Raw genomic sequence first — 25,527 nt, forward strand, 5'->3', positions numbered from 1 at the left:
CCGACTGCCTTCCGGGAGGTGGGTGTGACTGTCGAGATGGTCGCGCCGGCCTGGATGCATGAGCAGGTCACGGCCGAGCAGTACGAAACCTGGACAGAAGAGCAGTGCGCGGGCATCGAGATCGTGGATGGGATGGTCCTCGTCTGTCCGAGCGCGTCCAAGCGGCACAACCGCCTGGCCCGGCTACTGGCGAACGCCTTGGACGCCGCCGCGGGGCCGGACTGGAACGCTGACACCGACTTCGATGTCCGGCTGCAGGATGTGCCGCTGAACAATCGTCGACCGGATGTGACGGTGTACCGCGCGGAGACCCTCGATGTCACTCCGACACGGCCCGAGCATGTGCTTCTGGTGGTCGAGGTGGTCTCACCCGGCTCGGAGACAACCGACCGGATCGTCAAGACTGATCAGTACGCGAGGGCTGGTATCCAGTTCTACTGGCGCGTCGAGCAGGCCGCCAACGGTGCACCGCTCGTTTACACCTACGTGCTCGACCCGGCGACCGGCCGCTACCGCGACAGCGACGTCTTCACCGGCGTCCTGAAGGTCAGCACGCCGTTCTTCGTCGAGGTCGATCTCGGCCTCATCTGATCCGGGCAGTCCGTCAGGGGCCGAACAGGGCCGTGTGCCAGGCGGTGCCGGGCGGCGGCGTGAAGAAGTAGCCGCCGCCGACCGGCAGGACGTACCGCGCCAGGCGCTCGCCGGCCAGACGCCGCTGGACCCCGGCGAAACCCCGATCCAGATCCTTCTGGTACGCCATGAACAGCAGCCCGTCCTCCTCGCCGGCGCGGTAGGAGTACCCGCGGCGCAGCATCGGCGGGCGTTCCCCGGCGCCGCGGGCCAGGCGGACGTGCGCGTCCAGCGGTGTCACCGCCCCGCCCGGGTCGCGGTCGAACGGCGGGTCCTGGGCGAGCGGCGAGCCGTCCAGCCAGGTGCCGTCGCGCCGCCGGCCGATGATGCGTTCCTGTTCGTCGACCGGGTCGTGGTCCCACATGCGGGTGGCGAGTCGGATGACGCGGACGACCTGGTAGGTCCCGCCCGCCGCCCACGCGGGTTCGCCGGCGCCGACCCGGATCTCGGCCGGCACCACCGCGGCCTCCGGATTGCCGTGTCCCTCGGTGAAGTGGAACGGGTTCAGGGCGGTCGGCCGGCCCGCGGGTGAGGTCCCGGCCCCGTCCCGGAATCCCTCGACCCGCCAGTTCGGGGCGAGCGGTCCGGCGACCGTGGCGAGCAGTCGCGCCGCGTCCGGCGCGGTGCCGGCCCCGACATGAACCAGCAGGTCGCCGTGGGTCCGGCCGGGGTCGAGGACGTCGCCGGGGAACGACGGCATCGCGGTCAGTTGCCGGGGCCGCCGCTCGGCTAGACCGGCCCGGTCGAACAGTCCGGCGCCCAGCCCGAGCAGCACCTCCCGCCCGGCGCCACCCGCCGCGGCCGCGCGGTCGGTGAGCCCACGCAGCAGGTCACCGACCTCTTCCCGCCCTTCGACGGGCAGCCGGTACGCGGCGACGACCGCGTGTGCCGGCGGCGTCGCGACCAGCGGATCGGCGGCCGGTCGTGGACTGCCGGTCGATGCCTGCTCGGTGCAGCCGGCGACCAGGCCGGCCGCGGCCACCGCCAGCACTCGCCGGCGGCGGATGCCCGGCATGCCGTCGCCCTGCGGTCGGGGCTCACCCTGTCGCACGCTTACGCTCCTTGTCCGGCCGTTCAAGCAACGCGGAACGGTTCGACGTCCGACCACTCCCAGTAGGCGCCCGTGCCGCGCGCCGCCTCGGCGGCCTCGACCAGGGCGGCGACGTCGGTGCCGGGCGGCACGTCGATCGCCAGGTGCCGGTCGCCGCTCCACTCCGACAGCAGCCCGGCCTCGGTCACGAGGCCGGCGACCCCGTCGGCGCCGTCCCGCGACGGTGCGAACAGGATCCGCAGGGCGCGGTGCCCGGCCGGCTCGGTCCGGGCCGCGATCCGGCCGCCGCCCGGCCCGAGCCGCACCCGGTCCCGCAGGGCGAGGCCGTACGCCCGGAACGGGATGCAGCACAACGCGAACTCGCCGCCGGGCAGCTGCCGCAGCCAGACCTGCTCGATGAGGCCGGGGAACCCGAACGGTGCCAGGTCCACCTGGGCGAGGTAGTCGCTGTCGGCCCGCAGCGCGGGGGCGTCGTGGACGATGAACTGCATCTGCAAACCGTTCTCTGCTCGAAGCGGTGGGCTTGTCACCGTCGCATCCGCTTGGGCCACCACGGCGGCGGCCACCAGCCAACATAGTTCGGCGGCGGATTCAGCGGTGCCAGCCGGTCCCGCTTCGACGAGTTGCAGAACGTGCAGGCCGGGGTGAGGTTCCCGTCGGTCAGATCGCCCAGCTGGGAGCGGGGATGAACGTGGTCGACGCTGGTCGCCGGGTTCGTCCGGCAGTACGAGCACAACGGACCCACCGAGCCCGGCTGTGCGTTGACACCGATGTTGTACTCGCCGAGCACCGACGACGGAATCCGGTCACCCGCCCCACGTCCGCCCGCCGAGCCGAGCGGGATGTCGTAGATCGGCTCGCCGTTGAGACCACAGGCGATCGGATTGTTGACGTTGTGGACCAGCACCGCCACGCCGCCGACCACCACGTAGTACGTGTGGAAGTCCGCGACCGTCAGGTTGTAGACATGCTCGAACGCACGAAGCCGGTCCACCGCGCTGACCTGGACGTAGGTGCCGGCCGAGGTGCGCAGCCACTGCCCGGCACGCAGCTCGTCCGCCCGGACCCACCGGTCCTCGCGCGGCAACCAGAACGGATGCCCGTCCGTCGCCGTGAGCTCACCACCGGCCGTGGCGATCCGGACCAGCGACTTCGCGCCGAGACCGCTGATCACCGTCTCGACGGTCCGGGCCTCGGCGACGCCGCCGTTCGCATCGTCGTCCGGGGTGGACAGCACCCGGTCGCCCGGCTGGACGTCGGCGATCCGCTTGGTGCTGCCGTCGGCCATCTTCACCGGGGTGTCGGCGTCGAAGCTGTTGCAGGCCTTGCTCAGTCCGCGGCCGACGTCCAGCGCCTCGTCGAGCCAGGCACCGAACGCGCCGCTCACGCAGCCCAGTGCGGCCGCTCCGCCGACGCCACCCCAGCCCCAGTCGACCTTGCGGCCCGAGAGCCGCTGCGACGCCCACTCCATCGCGCCGTCGGTCAGCCCGCCGACGATGCAGCCCACCACCATCGGGTTGTTGCCCGACGGGTCGGTGTAGTTGGTCGGGGAGTTCGCCGCGTACGCGTAAAGGTTCGTTCCGCCGGCGAAGCCGATCGGGTCCTCGCTGATGAACCGCTGCAACGTCGGGCTGTAGTAGCGCGCCCGGTAGTACATCAGCCCGGTGCCGTCGTCCTCCCGGCCGGTGTAGGTGAACCCGTTCGTGCTCGCCTCACCGGTGGCGACGACGGCCCCGTGCGGGTCGTAGCCGTACTCGGTGCGGATCGCACCGCTGTCGTCACCGAGCCCGATCGTGGTGCCGGCGACGTCGGTGAGGTAGGTCCGGCGGCCCTCCGCTCCGGACCGGGAGAACCACCGGTCGGTGCCGGCGGAGAGCAGCTCGGCCGTGGGGCCGGTGCCAGCAAGCTCCTGCACCGGCATGTCCCCGTCGGACAGGAAGCCGGTCGTCGTGCCGGCCACGGTCCGGCTGGTCCGATGGCCGAACGCGTCGTAGCCGAAGCCGGCGGTCGGCCCGCCACCGGTCATCTCGGTGAGCCGGCCCCGGGTGTCCCATCGGTAGCCGTGCACGCCGTCGCCGGTGAGGTTGCCGTCCGCGTCGTAGCTGAGCGTGGTGCCGCCGGCCGCGGTGAGCCGGTTCGCCGCGTCGTAGGCGAGGTCGGCGCGGGTCCCGGGCAGCCGTACCCGGGCGAGGGAACCCTCGGTGGCGATGATGCGCCCGGCCCGGTCGTAGGAGTACCGCAGCTCCCCGCGTACCGAGTCGCCGTGCCGGTAGGTCAGGCCGGTGACCTGCCCGGCCGAGTCGTACGCCGCCACCCGTGACCAGCCGCCCGGCAGGGTGGTCCGGTCCGCCCGGCCGGCGTCGTCGTAGCCGAACTCGGTCGTGCCGTTCCCGTCCTGCGCCACCCTGGTCAGGGCGCCCGCGGCGTCGTACGCGTAGCTCACCGGCGGGCGTGGCGACGCGGTGGTCGAGGTCCGCCGGTCCAGCGTGTCGTAGCCGTACCGGATGGTGCCCTGCGGGCTGGTGACTTTGACGGGCCGGTCGAACGGGTCGTACTCGAGCGTGGTCGGCCCGGCGGCGGCCGTGTCGGTCACCGAGCTCAGCCGGCCCACCGTGTCGTACCCGAGGGTCACCGACGACTCCGTGCCGTAGCCGATCGTGGTGGGCCGGTGCAGCAGGTCGTAGCCGAACGACGTGGTCGTGCCGCGCCGGTTCGTGGCGGTGGCCACCCGGCCCGCCGCGTCGTACCCGGTGGTCGCGGTCCTGCCGAGCGGGTCGCGGAACGAGACCCGCCGGTCGCTGGCGTCGTACTCCCAGCTGGAGGTGTTGCCGCGGGCGTCGGTGAGCGACAGCAGGTTGCCGTTCTGGTCGTAGCCGAAGGCGGTGCGCGCGCCGACGGCGTCGGTCACCTCGGTGACCTGGTTGAGCGGGTCGTAGCCGATGCGGGTCACCGCGCCCGCCGCGTCGGTGACCGCGGTGACCCGCCCGGCCGCGTCGGAGAACTGGCGGGTGACCCGGCCCAGCGGATCGGTGGCGGTGGCCAGGTCGCCGCCCCGGTAGGTGAAGGTGGAGCGCTTGCCGGCCGGGTCGGTGACGCTGAGCAGCGCACCCGACTGGTCGCGGGTGAACCGGGTGAGCCGGCCCGCCGGATCGGTCACGGTCGACACGTTGCCGGCGTCGTCGTAGGTGTAGACGGTCCGGTTCCCGGCCCGGTCGGAGACCGACAGCGGCTGGTCGTACGGCCCGCCGTAGGTGACCGTACCGGTCTGCGCGGCGTCACCGGTGCCGGCCAGTTCGGTGGCCGACCTCAGCCGGGCCTCCGCGTCGTAGTGGTACTCCGTGCGCCGGCCGGCGGGGTCGGTGACCGCGGTCAGCAGCTGACCGGCGCCCCGCTCGTAGACCGTGGTCTGCGCGGCGGGGGTGCCGGACGCGGCGGTGTCGGTCAGCACCGCGCCCACGTCGTTGAACGTCACCCGGCGCACCGCCCCGCCCGGCTCGGTCACCCGCGTCTCGGTGATCCGCCCGGCGGCGTTCGTGGTGTACCCGAACTCGTACACCGCCCCGTCGGTCAGCTCCTGCCGGCTGACCCGGCCCGCCGCGTCGTACGCGTTGGTCAGGTAGGTGACACCGCGGGCGTCCGCGGCGGTGGCGAGGCGGCCCTGCGCGTCGTAGGTGAAGCGGGACACGCCCCCGGCGGGGTTGGTGACGGCGGCCAGCCGCCCGGCGCCGTCGTAGGCGTAGCCGACCGTCCGGCCGATGTTGTCCCGGGCCGAGGTGACCCGGTTCTGGCCGTCGTAGCCGAACCGGATCCACCGGCCGTTCGGCGAGGTGACCTGCTCCAGCCGGCCCTTGGTGCCCTCGCTGCGGGTGAGGTTGATCTGGTTGCCGTTGCGGTCACGGATCGCCAGCAGCGGGCTGTACATCGGGAAGACCAGGGTGATCCCGTCGCGGCGGTGCAGCCGCCAGCCGTTGCTGTTGCCCAGCGCCGGGTCGGACCCGAAGTCGATGACCGCGCCCCGGTACTCGCCCGCGGTGTCTCGCGCCTCGAAGACCGCGTCGCTGTAACTGGAACCCGCGGACGTACGGACGAAGTGGACCTTCGCTCCGCCGGGCTGGTAGAGGTCGACCTCCTGGTACTGCTCCTCGGAGTGCAGGAACATGCCGTACGTGCCGGTCACCCCCGTGCCGAACTCGCGCTGCTGATCGTCTCCCTGCCAGTACCGGCGGGTGACCGAGAGCGGCATCGTGTCGGCGACGGTGAGGTCGGTGTGCGCGTCGGTGAGCAGACCGGTGGAGAGGTCCACCGGGTCGCCGGAGAGCCAGTCCACCGCGTCGTCGAACGCCGACGTGAGCCACTTCGGCAGGTCGCCGGTGTTGAACATGGAGCCGTGGAAGGCCCAGACCCGGGTGTCCGCGTCCGGCACGACCTGCCGGCCGTCCTCGGTGACCTGGCCGTGGCCGTACACGTACCAGCCGCGCCGCTGCGGGTCGTAGTCCCAGAAGTCGACCCGGCTGCCCGGCGGCAGCTTGGTGTAGTTCGGGTAGATCACCTGTGCGCCGTCCGGGAAGACGAACGTCGCGCCGGGCTGCACGGTGAAGTAGACCGGCACGATGCCGTTCTCCGGCAGCGGGTACGGCGGCCGGTCGATCGGGATCGGGGTGATGCCCAGCTCGGTGACGGTATGCCCGGCCGCGTCGCGGACCACGGTGCCCTTCGGCAGCCGCACCTCGAGACCGGGGATCTTCGGGGTACGCAGGACCACCTCGGCCGTCGCCGGCGAGGCGAACCGCACCGTGTGCCGCAGGTCGAGCTCGGGCAGCCAGACGGTGTAGGGCAGCACTGTCGTGCGGCCGGCGGTCACCGACACCTTGATGTCGAAGATGCCGTGCTTGCGCGTGGTCCGGCCGGTCGAGCCGTCGACGACCAGCGTCGCGTCGCCGGCGGGGACCCCGCTGAGCAGGAAGCGGCCCCGCGCGTCGGTGCGGGTGGCCTTCCCGCCGAGCGACACGGCCACCCGGGCCAGCGGCTTGCCGTCCAGCCCGAGCACGTGTCCGGCCAGCGCGGTGACGCCGGACGGGGCGCGCAGCGGCGTCGGCGGGGTCACCTTCGGGCGCCGCGCGTTCCAGTCGATGCCGTTGAGGCTCGCCCTGTCCGGCGTCCAGGAGCCGGGGCCGGGCGGCGGCAGAGCCGGCTCGGCGGCCAGCCGCGGGTCCGGCTTGCGCGCCGCCTGGGCGGGCGGAGCGGCGGCCACCGCCGCGGCGTTGACGGTCAGGGCGATCGAGACCGAGCCGGTGCCCGCGTAGTACGGGTCGAACACCAGGTCGTACGGGCCGTTCGCGGGCGGTGCGTCCAGGGTGGTCGACGAGTTGCCGTACAGCGTGGCGGTGTCGACGCTGGTGCCGTCCGGTCTGCGCAGCACCACGTCGATCGCGTTGGGATAGGTGGACCCGGTCGAGGTCACCCGCAGCCCCTGGCCGGCCGTGCCGGTGAAGCGGAGGCGGGCGTTCTGGCCGGGCCGGGTGACGGGCACCGGCACGGCGGCACCGCCGACCGCGATCGTCCCGGCGTCGGCCTCGGCGGAGAGCGTCACGGCGACATCGCCCGTACCGGCGGCGTCGGGTGCGACGACGATCTGATAGGTGCCCGCCGGAACGCCCGGCAGGTCCACGTTGCCGTTCGAGGACTCCGACAGGTACTGGCGGTCGACCAGGGCGGTGCCGTCCGGCCGGAACACGCTGACGTACGTGGTCTCGGTGAGCCGGTTCGCGGTGAAGCCGAGGCTGAGCCGGTCACCGTCGCCGGCCTGGAAGGTCGCCGCGACGTCCTGCCCGGGCCGGGTCACGGCCATGGTCAGCGCCGGCCCGCCGGCGGTCACCGGGCCGGCCTGGGCGCGGACCGAGTACGTGACGGCCAGCGCGCCGGTGACCGGCAGATCGGGCTCGACGATCAGCAGGTATTCGCCGGTCGCCGGCAGCCGTGCGGGACGGATCGTGCGGGCCGTGCCGTTGCTGACGTACTCCCGGTCGACCAGCACGGTGCCGTCCGGCTTGCGGATGGTCACGTACACCGTCGAGCCGAAGGTGTTGCCGGTGACGCCGAATCCGGCAGCCGCACCGGCCGTGCCCGCGAACCGCAGCGCCGCGGACTGTCCGGCCCGGGCCACGGACATGGTCACCGCGGTGCCGTCGACGGTGGCCGTGCCCGAGTTCACCCGCGTCGAATAGGTCACCGTGACCGCGCCGGTGACCGGTTCGTTCGGCTCGATGAACAGCAGATAGTCGCCGCTGGCGGGCAGGGCGGAGAGGTGGATGGCGTTGGTCGCCCGGGCGCCGGTGTACTCCCGGTCGACCAGCACGGTGCCGTCCGGCTTGCGGATGGTCACGTACATGGACTCGGCGAACGTGTTGCCGGTCAGGCCGAACCCGACCGCCGCCCCCGCCGTGCCCGCGAACCGCAGCACCGCCGACTGCCCGGCCCGGGTGATCGTCACCGTCGCCGGGTCGCCGTCGGCGGCGACCGTGCCCGCGTTCACCCGCGTCGCGTAGGTCACCGCCAGCGACCCGGTGCCGGCGTCCACCGGCGCGATCAGGAACCGGTAGCGGCCGGTGGCCGGCAGCGATCCGACCCGGACGAAACCTTTGCCGGTACGGCCGAGGTACTGCCGATCGACCACCTTGGCGCCGTCCGGCGCGATCACGCTGACGTAGGTGGCCGTGGTCATGGTGTTCCCGGTGAGCCCGAAGCTCACCGCGGCGCCGGCGGTGGCGTCGACGTCCAGCACCGCGTCCTGGCCGGGACGGGTGACCGTGGCCGTGACGGCCGCGCCGTCGGCGGTGAGCAGCCCGGCCTCCACCCGGGCCGACAGGGTGACGGTGACCGAGCCGACGCCCGTGCCCGACGGGTTGAGGACCAGTTCGTATCGCCCGGTGGCGCTCAGCGGAGCCAGATCGAGGCTGGAACTGGCCCGGGCGCTGAGGGACATCTCGCCGGCCGTCCGGCCCTGCGGGTCGAGGACCTCGATCTCCGTGTACGAACTGATCGTGTTCGGCGCGAAGCCGAGGCTGAGCACCTGACCGGCGGTGGCGTCGAACCCGAGCCGGAGGTCCTGCCCGACCAGGGTGGTCGCCGCGGCGGTGCCCGGGCCGGCCGGGTCCAGCGTGCCGCGCACCGGCTCGGAGACGCTCACCTGCACCTGACCGGTGGCGGAGGCGCCGGAGGGGTCGATGACCACCTGGTGCGTCCGGCCGGCCCGCAGCCGGGTCAGGTCGATGTCGAACGACTGGCTGGAGCCGGTCGAGCCGCCCGGCACGGCCCTGCCGTCGGGTCCGAGGACGGTGGCGTCGAGGGTGCCCGAGATGGTGCGGGTGCCGAAGCCCAGCGAGACCGCGGCCCCGGCCGGCGCGTCGAACAGCACGATCGCGACCTTGCCCGGGGTGTTCACCGCCACCGGCTGGGTCGTGCCGAGCGGGATCCGGGTCACGGACTCGATCAGGGCCGGGTCCACCCCGGCCGGTGGCACGAGGAAGTCCTGGGCCGCGGTGGCGTCACCGCTCGCGGTGGACACCCGGACCCGGCCGCTGGTCGCGCCCAGTGGCACCCGGAACCGTATCGAGGTGTCGGTGACGGCGACGATGTCGGCGGCGTGGCCGCCGATGGTCACCACGGTCGCGCCCGGGGCGGTGTCGAAGCTCCGGCCGGTGAGGGTGACCTCGGTGGTGGCCGGTCCGCTGGACGGGCTCATGCCGGTGACCGCCGGCGGGTCGGCGGAGACCGTGAAGGTGCCGCCGGCCGCCGTCGCGGCACCGGCCCGCACCGCGATCGGGCCGGTCGTCGCCGCGTCCGGCACTTCGATGGTCAGCTCGTCGGTGGCCGCGGCGACGACGCGTGCGGCCGTACCGTTGATGGTCACCGTGTTGCCGGCGGTCGTGTCGGCGAAGGCCGTTCCTCGCAGGGTCACGCGCGCGCCGTGCGGGGCGGCGGCGGGTACCACGCCGAGCACCGACAGCTGGGTCGCGGGGAACCGGTCGACCCGGACGACGTTGCCGGCCGGGTCGTACGAATAGCGTGCCGCCTCACCGGCGCTGACCACGCCGGTGATCCGCCCCGCCGCGTCGTACGCGTAACGGGCGGCTCCGCCGGCGGGTTCGGCCGCGGCCGCGGCCGGTGCGGGCTTGGCCGGCTGCGCCGGGGTGGCGGGGCGTGCCGAACTCGAGGGGGACGGCGGGTCGCTGGGCGCGGCGGCGACGGGGGCGGGGCAGAGGGAGACAGTCAGGGCGGCGACGGCCAGGGCGGCCGGCAACCGGTGCGGTCGCATTGGGGTGGGCCCTTCTCTCGTTGCGGCGCCACGCTCGGGCGGGCAGCACGCGTCCACGCGATCATCCTGTGGAGACAGAGGGCAGACAGTACATCGCATCTAGTCAATGTGTCGATGTGTGCGATAACAACGCCGGATCGTCCGATGTCGCACCTCGGCGGATCGGCTGAAGGCCGGCCCGGCGTGCGGCAAGGGCCAGGGTTTTCGGCGGCGTGAAATTATTTTTCAGTCGCGACCTGTCCGCAATGCGACAGCATTTCGAAACATTAAATATTCGCAATGTAATGACGATTGTGAATCAGCTTGATTTGCGCGCGAACGGTATGATCTTGCGTCGCCCATTCACGACTCGCTCAAGGAGCCCTGCCCCGTGATCCATCGCTCGCGCCGTCGCCGACGGCCCATGGCCATCGGCGCGTCCGTACTCGTCGCCTTGGCCGCCGCATTGGCCGTGCCCGCGACCTCCCTCACCGCCTGGGCCGATTCCCAGCCGGCCGGGACCGTCGCGGAAACCCCCCACCTGGACGCGGTGGAACAGGCCCTGCGGCAGGTCGCGCCCGGGCTCGACGGATCGGTATGGCAGCGCACCGACGGCAACCAACTGGTGGACCCGGGCACCGGCGCCGCCGGGGACGGCTGGGTGTTGCAGACGCCCGGCTGCTGGGGCGACCCCGCCTGCACCGACCGTGCCGGCACCCGGCGGCTGCTCGCCGGCATCACCGCCACGATCGCCAAGGCGACCCGCACCGTCGACATCAGCTCGCTCGCCCCGCTGCCGAACGGGGCGTTCCAGGACGCCATCGTGGCCGGTCTGAAAGCCGCCGCCACCCGGCACCAGCTGCGGGTCCGCATCCTCGTGGGCGCCGTTCCCGGCGTCAACCTCAACGTGGTCCCGTCGACCTACCGCAATGAGCTGGCCGCCCGGCTCGGTGCCGACGCGGCGAACGTCTCGCTCAACGTGGCGTCGGTGACCACCTCGAAGACCGGGTTCTCCTGGAACCACTCGAAGATCCTGGTGGTCGACGGCGCCACCGCGATCGTCGGCGGGATCAACGATTGGAAGGACGACTACCTCGACACCACCCACCCGGTGACCGACCTGGACATGGCGGTGACCGGTCCCGCGGCCCGCTCCGCCGGCGGCTACCTGGACACGCTGTGGGCGTGGACCTGCGGCCGCAAGTGGGACCCCGCGTACGTGTGGTTCGCCGCCTCGTCCGGCGCTTCCTGCATGGCGTCGATGCAGCGGGACGCCCACCCGGCCCCGGTCCCCGGGACCGGCTCGGTGCCGGTGATCGCGGTCGGCGGCCTCGGCATCGGCATCACCAGCGGCACCGGCTCCGGCCGGCTGGCGGCACCACCCGCCGACACCAAGTGCGGCGTGGCCGCCGTGTACGACTACACCAACACCGATGCCGCGTACGACAGCGTCAACCCGGAGGAGACCGCGCTGCGCACGCTGATCGGCAGCGCGACCAGCCGGATCGACATCTCCCAGCAGGACCTCAACGGCGTGTGCCCGCCGCTGCCGCGCTACGACGTGCGCCTCTACGACGTGCTCGCGGCCAAATTGGCGGCGGGAGTCAAGGTGCGCATCGTGGTCAGCGACCCGCGCAACCACGGCACCGCCGGCAGCGGCGGGTACTCGCAGATCGAGTCCCTGGCCGAGATCAGTGACGTGCTGCGCAACCGGCTCGCGCTGCGCACCGGCGACCAGCAGTCCGCCCGCGCCGCCATGTGCCGAGGGCTGCAACTGGCCTCGTTCCGCGGCAGCGACGCGGACAAGTGGGCGGACGGGCAGCCGCACGCGCTGCACCACAAGGTGGTCTCGGTCGACGGCGCCGCGTTCTACATCGGGTCGAAGAACCTGTACCCGGCGTGGCTGCAGGACTTCGGGTACATCGTCGAGGACCGGACCGCGGCGGGCCAGCTCGCGCAGAGCGTGCTGGACCCGGAGTGGCGGTACTCGTCGGCGGCCGCGACCGTGGACTACGCGCGGCAGATCTGCCCGCAGTGACCCCGATGCACCGGGCGAGTCGGCGCAGCGCCGGCTCGCCCGGTCCGCCCGGAGGCATGCCGAACGCGTACGCGTTGTCCTGCGGCCAGGGCGACCACGTCGATCTCGATCTGCGTGTGGTTCGCGGGGTCGTTGACCGTGCCAGGCACGACTTCTGACGGCTGCCCGGTGAGCAGTGTGTCGCCGGACTCCAAGGCAGAGGCGCCGCGAGCCCTTGTGTCTCCCCCGAAGGATGAATTTCCGGTGACCGCTCTGGCAGATCAGTGGCTCCTGGAGGACCTGGTCGTAGGAGATCGCCGGGCCGGCGACCGAACGGCCTCAGGCTGCGGACGATCAGGAATAGCGGGGGAATTCGGCGGAGAGTCGCCTGGGAAGAGTCGCGAACGGTCGGGTTCTGGACAAAGGGCGGGTGCGGATCACGGTCTTGGCTTTCCGCGGCGTCTGAGCCACCAAGTGGTAACGACAATCGCCACGGTGCCTATGACGAGATAAGTACGGTCCACCGCTGGAGCGCGTGATTCGATGTCGGGTTCGGAGGTGGCCGCAGTAGCAGGGCCTGCGGCGACGGCGTCCTGGTAAGCCTGATCGAGGATTCGCCCGAACTCGCGATTCTTGTGATCCGTCGCGCTCAGCCACCATTGCCGCGCTGTTTCCCACCAGTTTCGCCCCGACTCGCTGGCGAAAAGGAAGGGAAGGGTTTCCGATTTTAGATCTTTTTCACGCACCATCCCGACGTCGTACGTGGAGTAAAGGTAGCCGACCCAACTGGTGGTCATCAGATGCTGCTGGAGCAGGTCGTTCGTTGGTCGTAGTGCGGTGAGGCCGAGCGCTGGAGCATAAAGTTGCGGATTGTCCATCACTCGGGCGAGTAGTTCTCTGTGACTGGTGCGAATGGACTGAACGCGGGCTAGTCGATAAGCGCGTTCCTGGTATATTAGGCCCGCTGCGACGCCGGCGACCGCCAGGGCGCTGTAGATGGCTGACGCCACCCCATACGTCTGTCCAATATCGGCAAGATCTCTCCAGTCAACTCCTTCAATGCGCTTGATAAGCAAGAGAAGGATCGGTGAGGCGATCGTGCAGCCGACGATCAGTGCAACGGTTGAGGCGATTAGTAATCTACGTCTGTGCATGTGAAAAATTATGGTGTTTGCGACGCGGGCTTCAGCGCGCAATACCCGTACAAGGTGATATGAAGTGAGGTTAGGCACAGTGGAATCTGAACTTCTTGATCAGGGTGCCACCAGGTGGGTGCGCAGCCGTCACTGCAATTCGGGCAGCTGCGTGGAGGTCGCCGCCATGGGTGCGACCATGGCCGTCCGTGACAGCAAGCTGGCGGACGCCAGCCCGGTGTTGATGTTCGATCGAGGCGCATGGAGCGACTTCCTGGCAGGTGTCAACGCGGGCGAGTTCGATCGATGACCGCTCGCTGAGGCGGCCAGCTGGCCGTGTGCTCGATCCGGGTCAGTGGGCGTGGTCCCAGCCCGGCGACGATCCGCCCGAGGGCGCGGGTAACGGATGCCCCTCCGCGATCTTGATGCCGCCGTCGAAGTCACGGTCCCACGGCTTGCTCGACAGTGCCGGCGCGTCATGGTTGTGCGGGCAGCAGGTGGAGCATGTTGTCGTCGGCGTGCTCTACCCGCGCTCCGAAGGGGTGGCTGATCCGTTCGAGGGTGTCGCGGAGGTACTCCGCGTCAGCGCGGGTGGCGTGATGCAGGCGCATTCGGCGGGCCTGCATCGGCGCCATGCGCAGCCGGGCCAGGCGGCCGGTGTCCGGGTCGACCGACGCGAAGTACAGCAGGCGCAGGTCGTCGCGGTACTCCTCGTAGCCGCTGATGCCCTCGTAGTCGTCGACGAGGTCCCCGCAGCCGTACAGGATCAGCTTGCCGTTGTGGATCTCGACCGGCCGTGGGTGGTGCGAGGAGTGCCCGAACACGACGTCCACGCCGCCGTCGATGAGGCGGTGCGCGAAGCCGACCTGGTCAGCGGGCACCTCGTAGCCCCAGTTGGATCCCCAGTGGATCGAGGCGACGAGGACGTCGCCGGGGCGCCTGACCCGCCGCACCCGGGCGACGACCGTTTCGGCGACGGCATCGGACAACTCCGGCAGGAGGTTCACGCCCGCCCGATCCGCGGTGGCGGCCCAATCTCGCGGGATGCCGCTGGACCGAGTGCCGAAGGCGAAGACGACCACCCGGCAGCCGGCGGCCACCGGGATCATCGTGGATCGTCCGGCCGCGCTCGCGTCGTGGCCCGCGCCCACCGCCGGGATCTTCACCGCGCCCAGCGCCTCCAGCGTCTCGGCGAGGCCCGGGCGACCGAAGTCGAGCACATGGTTGTTGGCCAGGACGCAGACGTCGGGCCGGATCGCGGTCAGGCAGTCGATGTTGGCGGGGCTCATCCGGTAGTGCACGGCCTTGCTGAGGTCCGGCTCATCGCAGCGGGTGATGCTCGTCTCCAGGTTGATCACCCGGGCGTCGGGGGCGATGTCGTCGAGCAACGGCAGGGCCTCGCCCCAGGGCCAGGTGGCGTCGACCGGGCGCGGGATCGGACCGTTCACCGCCTCGGCCAGTTCGACGTAGGTCCGCGCGTCCCGGACATGCCGCTCCCACAGCCACGGGTCACCAGGGTGCGGCAGGATCTGGTCGACGCCGCGGCCGGTCATCACGTCGCCGCCGAGGAACACCGTCACCAGACGCCCTGGCACATCTGACACGGTAGCCGTCGAAGCCGGGTCCGGTGGGCGGAACCACTGGGCGGTGAGCCGGGGAAGGTCCTGCCCTCCAACGTGAGGTGGAACGACAGGTTGCGGTCAACTCCCCCGATGGATGCGAAGGCTGCCAGCTCGGATTAGTCCGTCTGGGCCGTACCTCCGATGTTTCGCGGTATCGGCCACGAGGAGGCGTCGAGAGCCGTTAACTTCCTGGCACCGGTGCTCAATACCGGCAATCCAGACCAGGGGAGAGAAAATGGTCGATGCAGCTGCTCACGGTGACAAATCTGCCAAACTCGGCCGTCGGGCCCTGCTCGCCGGCACCGCGGGAGCCGTCGCGGCCTCGGTGGGCACGAGCGCGCTCGCCCCGCCCTGCGCCGCCATGGCGAGCGCCGCGGCCGCCGACGCGTCGGCGGGTTGGAAACACGCGGCCGACTGGACCCGCGGCAGCGACATCGCGGTGAAGGCCGGCCGGGACAAGGAGGGCCGCTTCGGCATCATGTTCAAGCACGCCGAGGCGTACTCCCCACCGGACGACCTGCTCAAGTCGCTCGCCGCGCAGATGGGTGAGCCGACCGGGCCGAACCCGACCGACTTCGACAACCCGCGCATCTCGGCCGGCTTCACGTTCCTCGGTCAGTTCATCGACCACGACATGACGCTGGACCGGACCCCGCTGCCCGAGCAGCAGACCGACCCGCAGGCCCTGACCAACTTCGACACCCCGCTGTTCGACCTCGGCTCGCTCTACGGTCGCGGTCCCGACCAGGACCCCGAGCTGTACGAGGCGGACCGCACCCGGATGCGCGTGGTCCGCAACGCCAACGGCGTCGACGACCTGCCCCGCCGCGCCGACGGCAGCGCCGTCATCGGCGACGCCCGCAACGACGAGAACCTGATCGTCGCCCAACTCCACCTGGTCTTCGCGAAGTTCCACAACCGCGTGCTGGAGACCGGGCTGGCGAAGAACCTGGCGGAGGCGCAGCGGCTGACCCGCTGGCACTTCCAGTGGATCATCATTCACGACTTCCTGGAGCAGGTCGCCGGCGCCGAGGTGGTGAGCCGGTTCCTGGACGGCAAGGGCAAGGTGAAGCGGGAGTTCTACAAGCCGAAGAACCCGCACCGCCCGATGATGCCGATCGAGTACTCGGTCGCCGCGTACCGCTTCGGGCACAGCATGATCCGGGCCGGCTACCTGCTCAACGCGCGTACCACCCCGCCCGCGGCGGCCGCCATCTTCGGGGCCGAGGGCAGCGACCTGCGCGGCAACCGGCCGCTGCCGGCCCGCCTCGAGATCGACTGGTGGCACTTCTTCGACGTACCCGGAAAGCCCGCGACGCCGCGCAACCGCGCCCGCCGCATCGACGGCAAGCTCTCCTTGCCGCTGTTCAACCTGCCCACCACGGTGGTTTCCGACGGCACCAGCGCCTCCCTCGCCGAGCGCAATCTCATCCGCGGCAAGCGCCTGGGTCTGCCCGCCGGCCAGGACGTGGCGCGGGCGATGGGTGTCACCCCGCTGACGAACGTGGAGCTCGGCCTGCCCGATCCGGGCAACGCGGGCTGGCAGGGCAAGGCGCCGCTCTGGTTCTACCTGCTGAAGGAGGCCGAGCTCACCCGCTCCGGCGAGCGCCTGGGCCCGGTCGGCGGCCGGCTGGTGACCGAGGTGATCCTCGGCATCCTGGACCCCGACAAGGACGGCTTCCTCAAGCAGAACCCGGGCTTCCGCCCGGCGGCGCCGATCGCCCCGACCACCGGCCAGTTCCGGATGGGCGACCTCATCAAGTTCGCCCAGAACCTCTGACTCGGATCTACGGTGTTTCCGGTGCACTGTCTGGTGCATAGTGCACTGCGGGGCACCGGGAGCGTGGCCCTGAACTCGTTCATCGGCCACCTGGAGAATCGGGACGGTAAGTGTCGGTCACTGGATCCGGATCCGCCGTTCCTCGCACTGTCCCAGCTCTTCAGGACCGTCAGCGCCTGGGTCGAGATCACATCTTGTGGTCGGCGCTGTGGCGCTCATCGTCGTGGAAGGTGCGGTTCAGCGGTCGATCGCGGCCGCGCATCAGCCGTTCGCCTTTTCCCTGATGCAGTTCTCCGGCGGCGCGGGAGGGGCGACGATAGGAGTGGCCCTGGCGTCTCTGGCGGAGCTTTACAGCGCGAAGTCGGTCCTCGCGTCCTCCGCGCTGGCAGAGATCGTCATGGGAGCCGGTGCGGCTGTCATCTGGCATCGCTCGAGAAGGAGCGCCCTGGATCTGTGAGATCAACATCGATTCCCGCGGGGAACCGAGGGGCGAAGAGTCCTGATCGCCGTCGTCGAGGCGGATACTTTCCCTGCTGATGCAGGTGACAAAGGGCAGAACGCGAGTAAGATTCGCGCCCACCATGATCAGGAACACACTTGTCGCCGGGTACCTTCGGTCGCTCTGGGCGGTGCCGCGGGTCCGCGCCGCCGCGGCCGCGGTCGTCATCCTCGTCGCCGTGATGGTGGCTGCCGCCGTATCGGATCCGTCGGGTCTGCTCGCGCCGATCGGCGGTCGCGGGCTGCCGATGCTGGGCTCCGGTGGCGTCTTCCGCTGGGCACCGCTCGTGGTCGGCCTTCCGGTGCTGCTCGTGGGCACCGCCGTCCCCGTCGCCCTGGTCGCCAGGCACTCGCCGGCCAGGTGGGTCTTCGTCGCCACCTGGACCGCGGTGATCGGCGCCGGTGCCTGGGCGACGGCGGCCAGCGGTTTCGCGGCGGCCCTTCCGATGGTCGGGCCGCACCTGTCGGCCGGCTCGGCCCTGGCGTACGCGCTCAGCACGAGCGGCTTCGCGGCGATCAAGTTCATCCTCGCCGGCCCGCTGGTCGCGGCCGGCGCCGCGCTCGCCGCCCGGTTCGGGCCGCGGCCGGCGTCCGGTGCCGGGGAGGCCGAGGCCGAGTCGTTCCCGGCTGCCTTTCCCATGACGGTCATGGTGGCGGTGACCGGTCTGGCCGCGATCGGGCCGGCGGCTCACTGGTGGCATGGGGGACCGGTCGGCTACTCGTTCGCGGGATTCGTGGTCGCACCGACCGCGGCCAACAGCGTGTTCGGATTCCTCGCCGGAGCGGTGGTGTTCCTGGCGGTGTTCGCCGGGGCCATGTGGATGACGCGGCGACGGCTGCCGCAAGCCGGCCCGCTGACGGTCTCGGTGACCGTGGCCCTGGCGTCGGTGGTGGCGGGTCTCGGCCTCGGGGCGGTCGAGGCCGTCGTCGCCGCGATGCCCTGGTCGAACCGGGTCTCCGGCGCCGGGCCGGACCAGTGGTGGTTCGCCACCTCGCTGATCAGCGTCGCGACCGGCGTCGGCTACGGCGCGGTGATCGGGCTGCTCGGCGCGGTCGTGGTCGCGGTGGCATGGCCCCTGCGGTCACGGTTGGTGCCGGTCGCGGTGATCGGCGTACTTCTTCTGGCTCTCGTGCCCGTCATCGGAGCGTCAGCTCCGGCCGGGCCGCCGGCCGTCGAGGCGGTCGCGGCGTCCGGCGGCATGGAGTACCTGCGGGTGCTCCCGGCGCGCACCGCGGACGAACTCGCCACGATCGGCGATGTCACCGGCCGGCAGGTGATCCTTCGCGGCGTCAACGTGAATCAGCTGATCGACTACTACCTGCGTGATCCGGCCGTTCCGGCGACCCAGCCGCTGACCGACGGTGACTTCGAGCAGATGGCGGCGATGGGCTTCAACGTGATCCGGCTCGGCCTGTCCTGGTCGCGGCTGGAGCCCCAGCGGGGCACGTTCGACGAGTCCTACCTGCGGCAGATCCGGGCCGCGGTGGCCGGGGCGAAGGCCCACGGGATCTACACCGTGCTGGACCTGCACGAGGACGCGTGGGGCAACGCGATCGCCCGCCCGTCCGAGCGGTGTGGTGGCGGGACGACTCCGACCACCGGCTGGGACGGCGCGCCGGCGTGGGCGACCGTCACCGACGGGACCGCGCACTGCCAGTTCCTGGCCCGCGACCTGGCGCCGGCGGTGGCGACGGCGTTCGGGAACTTCTATACGGACCGGGACGGCATTCAGAGCGAACTCGTCCGTACGTGGGCGTTCGTCGCCCGGACCTTCGCCGACGAGCCCGCCGTCGCCGGCTACGACCTGCTCAACGAGCCCGGGATCGGAGCAAACCCGCCGATCAGCTCAGGGCTGCTGCTCGGCCGGTACTACGACGCCGCGATCACGGCCATCCGCCGGGCCGAACGGGACGCCGGCGGGCCCGCCCACCTCGCCTTCTTCGAGCCGAGCGTGCTCTGGTCGGGCCTCGGGTTCGACGCGGCCCCGGCGCCCGGGTTCACCGACGACCGGCAGCTGGTGTTCGCCCCGCACCCGTACAGCGAGTCGATCAGCATGGACCAGGGTCTGGGCCTGACGATCGCGTCGATCGAGCGGAACCTCGCGACGTCGGCCCGCGCGGCTCGGGCGTACAAGTCCGCGCTCTGGTTCGGCGAATGGGGCTGGTTCGGTGACCCCGCAGTGGACGGTGCCAAGGTGCGGCGCTTCGCGGCGGCCCAGGACCGGCTCGGTGTCGGCGGTGCGTTCTGGGTGTGGCGGCAGGGGTGCGGTTCGCCGGAGACCGGTGCCGACGCTACGACCTCGGGGAATCTGGTCGCGGTCAACTGTCGTACCGGTGAATCGACGCCGCCACCGGCGGGTTTCGCCGAGCCCTTGTCGCGGGCCTTCCCGCGGGCTTTGCCGGGCCGGCTGGAATCGCTCACCTCGAGCCCGGGTGGAGCGTTGCGGATCACCGCCTCCGCTGCGGACGACCCCGCGAACTGCCTCGTCGACATCTGGGTGCCCGGTGAAAGGATGCCCCGCCTGACGGTGACGGGGGTCGCCGACGCGTCGTCGAAGCAGGTGACGGGCGGCTGGCGGATCACCGGCTGCGCCCGTGGCGCCTACACCGTCACAGCGACCCCCTGACCGGCACCACCGTCAGGAGAACGTCGATAAAACGGTTCGGGTCTGCCCCGATGACGCATGCTGGCAGGCGTGCGCATCCTCAGGATCGCCGAGGACGGGGCTGTGCCGCACACCGTCGCCGACCTCGACCGTCTGCTCGCCGAGGACACCGGATTCGTGTGGGTCGACATCCCGCACTGCGACGACGCGGCCGCGCGGGTGCTGTCCGACACTTTCGGATTCCACCACCTGGCGGTCCTCGGCTGTCGCTCGCGCAACCGGGTGCCGAAGACGCACGTCTACGGCGACCACATCTTCGTGGTCCTGCACGCTCCGGAACCCGGCGAGCGCGGGCACGTCCACTATCTCGAGCTTGACCAGTTCATCGGCGCCAACTACCTGGTCACCGTGCACGGCCCGAACAATCCGGCGGTGACCACCGCCGCGGCGGAACGGGAGACCCGCGAGGCGCGCGAGCGCATCGACAACGGCCGGCTGCGCCCGGCGACCCCTGTCGCGCTCTCGCATGCCGTCGTGGCCGCGCTCATCCGCAACCAGGAGGAGTACATCGAGCACGTCACCGCAGACGTCTGGGCCCTGGAACAGCAGGTCACCGGGGGAGAGGTCACCGAGCCGGAGGCGTTCCTGACCGATCTGTACCGGGCCCGCCATGGCCTGCTGTCGGTACGGACCATGGCCGCGCTCAGCGACGCGCTCTACACCCACATGGCCCAGCTGTCCGGACTGCCCGAGGGGCAGCGCAGGGCGGTCGGCGACATCGCCGACCGGTTCACCCGGGTCCGGCGCCTCGCCGACGGGCAGCGCGAGTACCTCCAGGGTGTGATCGGCTTCTACCAGAGCCTGCTCATGGTGCGGTCGACGATGGCCGACCAGACCCAGAACGAGCGGGTGCACGAGCTCACCGAGGCCACTTACGCCCAGAACGAGGAGGTCAAGAAGATCTCCGCCTGGGCCGCCATCTTCTTCGCACCGTCGCTGGTCGCCGCCGTGTACGGGATGAACTTCAAGCACATGCCCGAGCTGGTCTGGGCGTTCGGCTACCCGTTCGCCGTGGCGCTGATGATCGTGGCCGGCATGACGCTGCACTGGGTCTTCAAGCGGCGCGACTGGCTCTGAGCCAGGGGCAGGTCAGATGTCGAGGTCCTCCACGACGGGCTCGTCCCGGATGGTCTGCAGCGCGAGAGCGTACAGCTCCGCCGGCAGCAGTGGCTCGAGCTCCTCGACGGTGTCGACGACGGCGAACGTGGCCTGTGCCGGCGTGCGCATCCAGGCCTGGTCGGGGGACCAGTCGCCGATCCAGCCGCGCCATCCGGTGGACCACTTCCGGCTGCGCTCGGCGTTGGACCCGGTCGGAATGTGCAGCTCGGGCCGGGAGTGGTGCACCGCGAAACGGCCCTTGGCGGTCCGGAACAGCGAGTAGGTCTCGTCGCCGTCCACGCTCGACCCGGTCCACTCGCCGAGGGCGACACCGAGGAAGCGTTTGACGGAGGAGCTGCCGAGACCGACCTTGACGGTGATCTCGTCGTACCCGGCCGTCTTGGCCTCCTCGGTCGCGACCAGCCGGCGCAGGGCCGTGACGATGGCGCCCGACAGGTTGCCCCCGGTCAGCTCCTGCGCCCGCTGCAGCAGCGGCAGGTCGTCGTCGGCGATGTAGATGGTCTTGTTCGGCATTCGTCTCACCTCTGGACAGCAGTGTACGCATACGTGTAGGACTACGTACATGCATACGTACACGGATCCCATCGAGGTCGACGACCTCGTCGTGTCCTACGGATCGGTCACCGCCCTGAACGGCCTCAGCCTGCGCATCGGGGCCGGCACCGTCATCGGCGTCCTCGGCCCCAACGGCGCCGGCAAGACCACCCTGGTGAAGGTGCTCTCGACCCTGCTGCGCCCCACCGGTGGCACGGCCCGGGTGATGGGCCACGACGTCGTCCGCGACCCGCTGCCGGTGCGCCTCGCGATCGGCCTCGCCGGCCAGTACGCCGCGGTGGACCAGGAGCTCACCGGCCGGGAGAACCTGGAGATGGTCGGCCGGCTCCACCGCCTGCCGCGGGCCGAGGCCCGCCGGCGCGCCGGTGAGGTCCTCGAGCGCTTCGACCTGACCGGAGCCGCCGACCGTCGCGTCGGCACCTACTCCGGTGGCATGCGACGCCGGCTCGACCTGGCCGCCGGCCTCACCGGCCGCCCGCCCGTGCTGCTGCTGGACGAGCCGACCACGGGGCTCGACCCGCGCTCGCGGCAGGAGCTCTGGACCATCGTCGACGAGCTACGGAACGCGGGCACCACGGTCCTGCTCACCACGCAGTACCTGGAGGAGGCGGACCGGCTGGCCCAGCGGATCGCCGTCATCGACAGCGGAACCGTCCTCGCCGAGGGCACCCCGGCCGAGCTCAAAGCCGGGATCGGCACCGACATCCTTCGCGTCCGGCTGCGCGAGCCCTCCACCCTGGACGCCGCGGCACCACTGCTGGCCGATCTCGCGGCCGCCGGCACCGCGGTCGTGCCGGATCGCTCCGCCGGTGAGCTGACGATCCGGGTCTCCCGCCCGGACGCCTCCGCGGAAGCCCTCCGCCGCCTCGACGGCCGGAGCCTGCGCGTCGCCGCGATCCAGCTCACCCAGCCCAGCCTCGACGACGTCTTCCTGTCCCTGACCGGCCACGCCACCGCCGGTCCCGCACCCGCCGAGGAGTCCCGATGACCATCGCCACGACCCGCACCGGGCGGCAACGGCTCACCCCCGTCGCTGTCCTGCGCGACAGCCAGGTCCTCGTCGCCCGCCAGTTGCGCAAGACGCTCCGCCGTCCGACCTACATCGTGTTCTCGTTCGTCCAGCCGGTCATCTTCGTGCTGCTGTTCCGCTACATCTTCGGGGGCGCCATCGACACCGGCGAGACCGCCTACGTCAACTACCTGATGCCCGGCATCATCGTGCAGACCGCGATCTTCGGCGCCCTGGTCACCGGCCTCGGCCTGACCGAGGACCTCGGCAGCGGTGTGGTCGACCGGCTCCGCTCCCTGCCGATCGCCCGGTCCGCGGTCCTGCTCGGCCGGACCGTCGCCGACCTGGTCATCAACGTCTTCACGCTGCTGGTCATGACCGTGGTCGGCCTGCTCGTCGGCTTCCGTCCCGGCCGGCCGATCTGGTCGCTCGCCGCCGCGTTCCTGCTGGTGCTCGCGTTCTCCTTCGTCTTCTCCTGGATCAGCGCCTGGATCGGGCTGTCCGTGCGGAATCCGGAGACCGCCCAGTCCGCCGGCTTCATCTGGGTCTTCCCGCTGACCTTCGCCTCCTCGGCCTTCGTGCCGATCGACGGCATGCCCGGGCCGGTCCGCGCCTTCGCGGAACACAATCCGGTCACCCTCGTCGTCGACGCCGTCCGCGGCCTGACCCTCGGCGAACCCGCACCCGCCGTATCGCGGGTGCTCATCTGGCTCGCCGCCCTGCTGCTGGTCTTCGTGCCGCTGGCGGTGCGCGCGTTCCGCCGCGCCTGATCGGAGCTATTCGGTGCCACCGCACAGCAGGAGTAGAGGGGGACGGAAGGTGCTCGATCCGATTCTCGCTCGTAACCTGAACATCACGGTGAGCGCGAAGGTCGCGAGCAACCACAGCAAGATCCTGCGCAACGACTCGCCCGCCGTCGCCCGGGCCGTGCGGGAGTTCGCCGTCACCTGAGTTCAGCCGGGGCACCCGCCGACAGTTGGAGGAGCTCATGAGCGCGACCCCCGACGAGACCGCCAAGGTCCTGGCCGCCTGGGAGAAGACCGCTCCGAGCTACGACCGGCAGATCGCCTTCCTCGAGCGGTTCTGGTTCGCCGGCGGCCGGGAATGGCTCGCTGCCCGTGCCCGCGGCCGGGTCCTGGAGGTCGCGATCGGCACCGGCCTCAACCTGCCGCACTACCCGCCCGACGTCACCATCACCGGCCTCGACCTGAGCCCGGCGATGCTGGCCATCGCCGAACGCCGGGCCGCCCGCCTCGGCCGCGCCGTCGACCTGCACCTCGGTGACGCCGAAGCGTTGCCGTTTCCCGACAACTCGTTCGACACGGTGCTGTGCGCGCTGTCGCTGTGCGGGATCCCGGACCCGGCCGCCGCGATCGGTGCGATGAAACGGGTGCTCGTGCCGGGTGGGCGGCTGCTGCTGGTGGACCACGTCGGCAGCACCTGGCCGCCGATCCGCGCCGCGCAGTGGCTCCTCGAGCGGCTCACCATCCGGGCGGCCGGGGAGCACTTCACCCGCCGCCAGCTGCCCCTGGTCCGGGCGGCCGGCTTCGACATCGTGGAGGCCGAGCGGCTCAAGGCCGGTACCGTCGAGCGCGTACTCGCCCGCAACCCGGCCGGCGACTGACCGCCCTGCCCCACCCGTACCGATCGATATCCTCGACCGCGTCCGGCACCGAGCCTTCCGGTGAACGCGCCGGCGGCTCTTCGTTGTCCAGACTGGAAGGATCAACCGTCCGGATGACCGCCATCGACTACCTCGACTCGCCGGCCGCCCGTGAGGCGCTGCGGCGCAGGACCCTGCGCGTCGTCATGGCCTCCCAGGTGTTCAGCGGCGCCGGGCTCGCCGCCGGGGTCACCGTCGGCACGTTGCTGGCCGCGGACATGCTCGGCACCAGCAGCCTGTCCGGGCTTCCCGTGGCCCTGTTCACCGCCGGTTCCGCCGGCACCGCCCTGCTCATCGGCCGGCTCTCGCAGCGTCTCGGACGCCGCGCCGGACTGACCGCCGGGTACGCCGCCGGCGCGCTCGGCGGCGCCGGAGTTGTTCTCGCGGCCGCCGTCGACAGCGTCGTACTGCTGCTGCTCTTCCTGCTGGTCTACGGCGCGGGCACCGCCACCAACCTGCAGGCGCGGTACGCCGGCGCCGATCTCGCCGGCCCGCGACGCCGGGGCCGCGCGGTCAGCTCCGTACTCGTCGCCACCACCCTGGGCGCGGTCACCGGACCCAACCTCGTCGCCGCCACCGGCGACGTCGCCCGGGACCTCGGCATTCCGGCCCTGGCCGGCCCGTTCGGGCTCGCCGCGGTCGCCTACGGCCTCGCCGGGACGATTCTGTTCACCCTGCTCCGCCCGGACCCGCTGCAGGCCTCACGCCGCATCGCCGCCGCCGAGCCGTCCGACCCGGCCGCCACCGGCCGGCAGCGGACCGGCGTCGGCAAGCCGTCCACCGGCGGCGTCCTGGCCGGCACCACCACGATGGTCCTCACCCAGCTCGTGATGGTCGCCGTCATGGCGATGACCCCGATCCACATGCGGACCCACGGCCACGACCTGCACGCGACCGGCCTGGTCATCGCGATCCACATCGGCGGCATGTACCTGCCGTCCCCGCTGACCGGCCTGCTCGTGGACCGTTTCGGCCGGATCCCGGTCGCCGCGGCATCGGGGCTGACGCTGCTGGTCGCCGGGGTGGTCGCGGCGAGCGCCCCCACCGATTCGGTCACCGCTCTCGCGCTGGCCCTGGCCCTGCTCGGCCTGGGCTGGAACCTCGGCCTGGTCTCCGGCACCGCGATGGTCACCGACGCGCTGCCGGTGCAGACCCGCGCCCGGACGCAGGGGGTCGTCGACCTGTGCGTGGCGCTCGCCGGCGCGGGCGGCGGCATCGCCAGCGGCATGATCCTCTCCGCCACCAGCTACGCCACCCTCGCTCTCGGCGGCGGGATCCTCGCGCTGGCCGTCATCCCGCTCATCGCGCGCCGCCGACCGGTCGACGCCTGAGGCCGCAGCAGACCGCCGGGTTTCGCCGTGGGCCAGAGCCGGTTGGGCAGCGTCCGCGCACGGGACGCCGGCTCGAACATGTGCCAGACGTACGGCTGTCGGCCGCACGGATACGCCAAACTTGACTTAAATGCACTATAAGCGTCTTTTATGCCATGAT

The 25,527-nt window shown here is 71.4% G+C and carries 18 protein-coding genes; 12 read left to right on the forward strand and 6 right to left on the reverse strand.

What is annotated here, in order from left to right; all coding sequences use genetic code 11:
* Window positions 1-36: 36 nt before the first annotated feature.
* Entirely contained in the window at window positions 37-591 is a 555-nt protein-coding gene (locus CHC09_RS32785; RefSeq protein ID WP_239138680.1) for a Uma2 family endonuclease, read from the forward strand.
* A 13-nt stretch (window positions 592-604) separates the two neighbouring features.
* Here CHC09_RS32785 and CHC09_RS32790 read toward each other — a convergent pair whose 3' ends face one another.
* The 3 genes from CHC09_RS32790 to CHC09_RS32800 are packed head-to-tail and all read right to left on the reverse strand — an operon-like array spanning window position 605 to window position 9,995.
* Complete coding sequence (locus CHC09_RS32790; protein WP_143232726.1) at window positions 605-1,681, reverse strand: Dyp-type peroxidase; 1,077 nt, start codon at window positions 1,679-1,681, stop codon at window positions 605-607.
* A 23-nt stretch (window positions 1,682-1,704) separates the two neighbouring features.
* Window positions 1,705-2,172, reverse strand: coding sequence for a DUF4265 domain-containing protein (locus CHC09_RS32795; RefSeq protein WP_143232727.1), 468 nt, complete (start codon window positions 2,170-2,172; stop codon window positions 1,705-1,707).
* A gap of 35 nt (window positions 2,173-2,207) precedes the next feature.
* Window positions 2,208-9,995, reverse strand: coding sequence for an RHS repeat-associated core domain-containing protein (locus CHC09_RS32800; RefSeq protein WP_143232728.1), 7,788 nt, complete (start codon window positions 9,993-9,995; stop codon window positions 2,208-2,210).
* Window positions 9,996-10,365: 370 nt separating this feature from the next.
* On the opposite strand from CHC09_RS32800, the gene CHC09_RS32805 reads away from it, so the two are divergent.
* On the forward strand, window positions 10,366-12,012 hold the full coding sequence (locus CHC09_RS32805) for a phospholipase D-like domain-containing protein (protein WP_203833307.1): 1,647 nt from the start codon (window positions 10,366-10,368) through the stop codon (window positions 12,010-12,012).
* A gap of 416 nt (window positions 12,013-12,428) precedes the next feature.
* Here the strand turns inward: CHC09_RS32805 and CHC09_RS45595 are convergent, their stop codons facing one another.
* On the reverse strand, window positions 12,429-13,145 hold the full coding sequence (locus CHC09_RS45595) for a DUF6082 family protein (RefSeq protein WP_143232729.1): 717 nt from the start codon (window positions 13,143-13,145) through the stop codon (window positions 12,429-12,431).
* 79 nt (window positions 13,146-13,224) lie between these two features.
* On the opposite strand from CHC09_RS45595, the gene CHC09_RS32810 reads away from it, so the two are divergent.
* On the forward strand, window positions 13,225-13,434 hold the full coding sequence (locus tag CHC09_RS32810) for a DUF397 domain-containing protein (RefSeq protein ID WP_143232730.1): 210 nt from the start codon (window positions 13,225-13,227) through the stop codon (window positions 13,432-13,434).
* A gap of 166 nt (window positions 13,435-13,600) precedes the next feature.
* On the opposite strand, the gene CHC09_RS32815 is transcribed toward CHC09_RS32810, so the two are convergent.
* Window positions 13,601-14,719 (reverse strand): CapA family protein, encoded by a 1,119-nt coding sequence (locus tag CHC09_RS32815; protein ID WP_089297140.1) that lies wholly within the window; start codon window positions 14,717-14,719, stop codon window positions 13,601-13,603.
* Between the two features lie 262 nt (window positions 14,720-14,981).
* On the opposite strand from CHC09_RS32815, the gene CHC09_RS32820 reads away from it, so the two are divergent.
* The 4 genes from CHC09_RS32820 (at window position 14,982) to CHC09_RS32835 (ending at window position 20,767) form a co-directional block, all read left to right on the forward strand.
* On the forward strand, window positions 14,982-16,526 hold the full coding sequence (locus CHC09_RS32820) for a peroxidase family protein (protein ID WP_143232731.1): 1,545 nt from the start codon (window positions 14,982-14,984) through the stop codon (window positions 16,524-16,526).
* A 208-nt stretch (window positions 16,527-16,734) separates the two neighbouring features.
* Window positions 16,735-16,983: a hypothetical protein gene (locus CHC09_RS32825; RefSeq protein WP_143232732.1), complete on the forward strand. Its 249-nt coding sequence runs from the start codon at window positions 16,735-16,737 to the stop codon at window positions 16,981-16,983.
* A 124-nt stretch (window positions 16,984-17,107) separates the two neighbouring features.
* Window positions 17,108-19,651, forward strand: a complete 2,544-nt coding sequence (locus CHC09_RS32830; protein ID WP_143232733.1) for a cellulase family glycosylhydrolase — start codon at window positions 17,108-17,110, stop codon at window positions 19,649-19,651.
* A 69-nt stretch (window positions 19,652-19,720) separates the two neighbouring features.
* Window positions 19,721-20,767: a magnesium transporter CorA family protein gene (locus CHC09_RS32835; protein WP_203833308.1), complete on the forward strand. Its 1,047-nt coding sequence runs from the start codon at window positions 19,721-19,723 to the stop codon at window positions 20,765-20,767.
* A gap of 12 nt (window positions 20,768-20,779) precedes the next feature.
* Here the strand turns inward: CHC09_RS32835 and CHC09_RS32840 are convergent, their stop codons facing one another.
* A complete protein-coding gene (locus CHC09_RS32840) occupies window positions 20,780-21,322 on the reverse strand; it encodes an EXLDI protein (RefSeq protein WP_089297145.1) in 543 nt (180 codons plus the stop codon).
* Window positions 21,323-21,371: 49 nt separating this feature from the next.
* Here CHC09_RS32840 and CHC09_RS32845 point away from each other — a divergent pair, with 49 nt between their 5' ends.
* From CHC09_RS32845 to CHC09_RS48550, 5 genes are all read left to right on the forward strand, one after another.
* Window positions 21,372-22,352 carry an ATP-binding cassette domain-containing protein gene (locus CHC09_RS32845; RefSeq protein WP_089297146.1) on the forward strand — a complete coding sequence of 327 codons (981 nt, stop codon included), beginning with the start codon at window positions 21,372-21,374 and terminating at the stop codon, window positions 22,350-22,352.
* Window positions 22,349-23,143, forward strand: a complete 795-nt coding sequence (locus CHC09_RS32850; RefSeq protein WP_089297147.1) for an ABC transporter permease — start codon at window positions 22,349-22,351, stop codon at window positions 23,141-23,143. Before CHC09_RS32845 ends, CHC09_RS32850 begins: the two co-directional genes overlap by 4 nt.
* A 49-nt stretch (window positions 23,144-23,192) precedes the next feature.
* Entirely contained in the window at window positions 23,193-23,324 is a 132-nt protein-coding gene (locus CHC09_RS48545; RefSeq protein ID WP_275407926.1) for a hypothetical protein, read from the forward strand.
* Window positions 23,325-23,361: 37 nt separating this feature from the next.
* The gene (locus CHC09_RS32855) at window positions 23,362-23,997 is read left to right on the forward strand and encodes a class I SAM-dependent methyltransferase (protein WP_089297148.1); all 636 of its coding nucleotides are present in this window, start codon (window positions 23,362-23,364) and stop codon (window positions 23,995-23,997) included.
* A gap of 113 nt (window positions 23,998-24,110) precedes the next feature.
* Window positions 24,111-25,367 carry an MFS transporter gene (locus tag CHC09_RS48550; RefSeq protein ID WP_089297149.1) on the forward strand — a complete coding sequence of 419 codons (1,257 nt, stop codon included), beginning with the start codon at window positions 24,111-24,113 and terminating at the stop codon, window positions 25,365-25,367.
* Window positions 25,368-25,527: the final 160 nt, after the last annotated feature.

The organism is Actinoplanes regularis, from assembly GCF_900188005.1.
Lineage (GTDB): Bacteria > Actinomycetota > Actinomycetes > Mycobacteriales > Micromonosporaceae > Actinoplanes > Actinoplanes regularis.

What these genes read in the sequence shown, in the direction of transcription:
- CHC09_RS32785 (WP_239138680.1), top strand. Translation starts at nt 37, where the DNA reads ATGGTCGCGCCGGCCTGGATGCATGAGCAGGTCACGGCCGAGCAGTAC.
- CHC09_RS32795 (WP_143232727.1), bottom strand. Translation starts at nt 2,172, where the DNA reads ATGCAGTTCATCGTCCACGACGCCCCCGCGCTGCGGGCCGACAGCGAC.
- CHC09_RS32800 (WP_143232728.1), bottom strand. Translation starts at nt 9,995, where the DNA reads ATGCGACCGCACCGGTTGCCGGCCGCCCTGGCCGTCGCCGCCCTGACT.
- CHC09_RS45595 (WP_143232729.1), bottom strand. Translation starts at nt 13,145, where the DNA reads ATGCACAGACGTAGATTACTAATCGCCTCAACCGTTGCACTGATCGTC.
- CHC09_RS32820 (WP_143232731.1), top strand. Translation starts at nt 14,982, where the DNA reads ATGGTCGATGCAGCTGCTCACGGTGACAAATCTGCCAAACTCGGCCGT.
- CHC09_RS32830 (WP_143232733.1), top strand. Translation starts at nt 17,108, where the DNA reads ATGATCAGGAACACACTTGTCGCCGGGTACCTTCGGTCGCTCTGGGCG.
- CHC09_RS32840 (WP_089297145.1), bottom strand. Translation starts at nt 21,322, where the DNA reads ATGCCGAACAAGACCATCTACATCGCCGACGACGACCTGCCGCTGCTG.
- CHC09_RS32845 (WP_089297146.1), top strand. Translation starts at nt 21,372, where the DNA reads ATGCATACGTACACGGATCCCATCGAGGTCGACGACCTCGTCGTGTCC.
- CHC09_RS32850 (WP_089297147.1), top strand. Translation starts at nt 22,349, where the DNA reads ATGACCATCGCCACGACCCGCACCGGGCGGCAACGGCTCACCCCCGTC.
- CHC09_RS32855 (WP_089297148.1), top strand. Translation starts at nt 23,362, where the DNA reads ATGAGCGCGACCCCCGACGAGACCGCCAAGGTCCTGGCCGCCTGGGAG.
- CHC09_RS48550 (WP_089297149.1), top strand. Translation starts at nt 24,111, where the DNA reads ATGACCGCCATCGACTACCTCGACTCGCCGGCCGCCCGTGAGGCGCTG.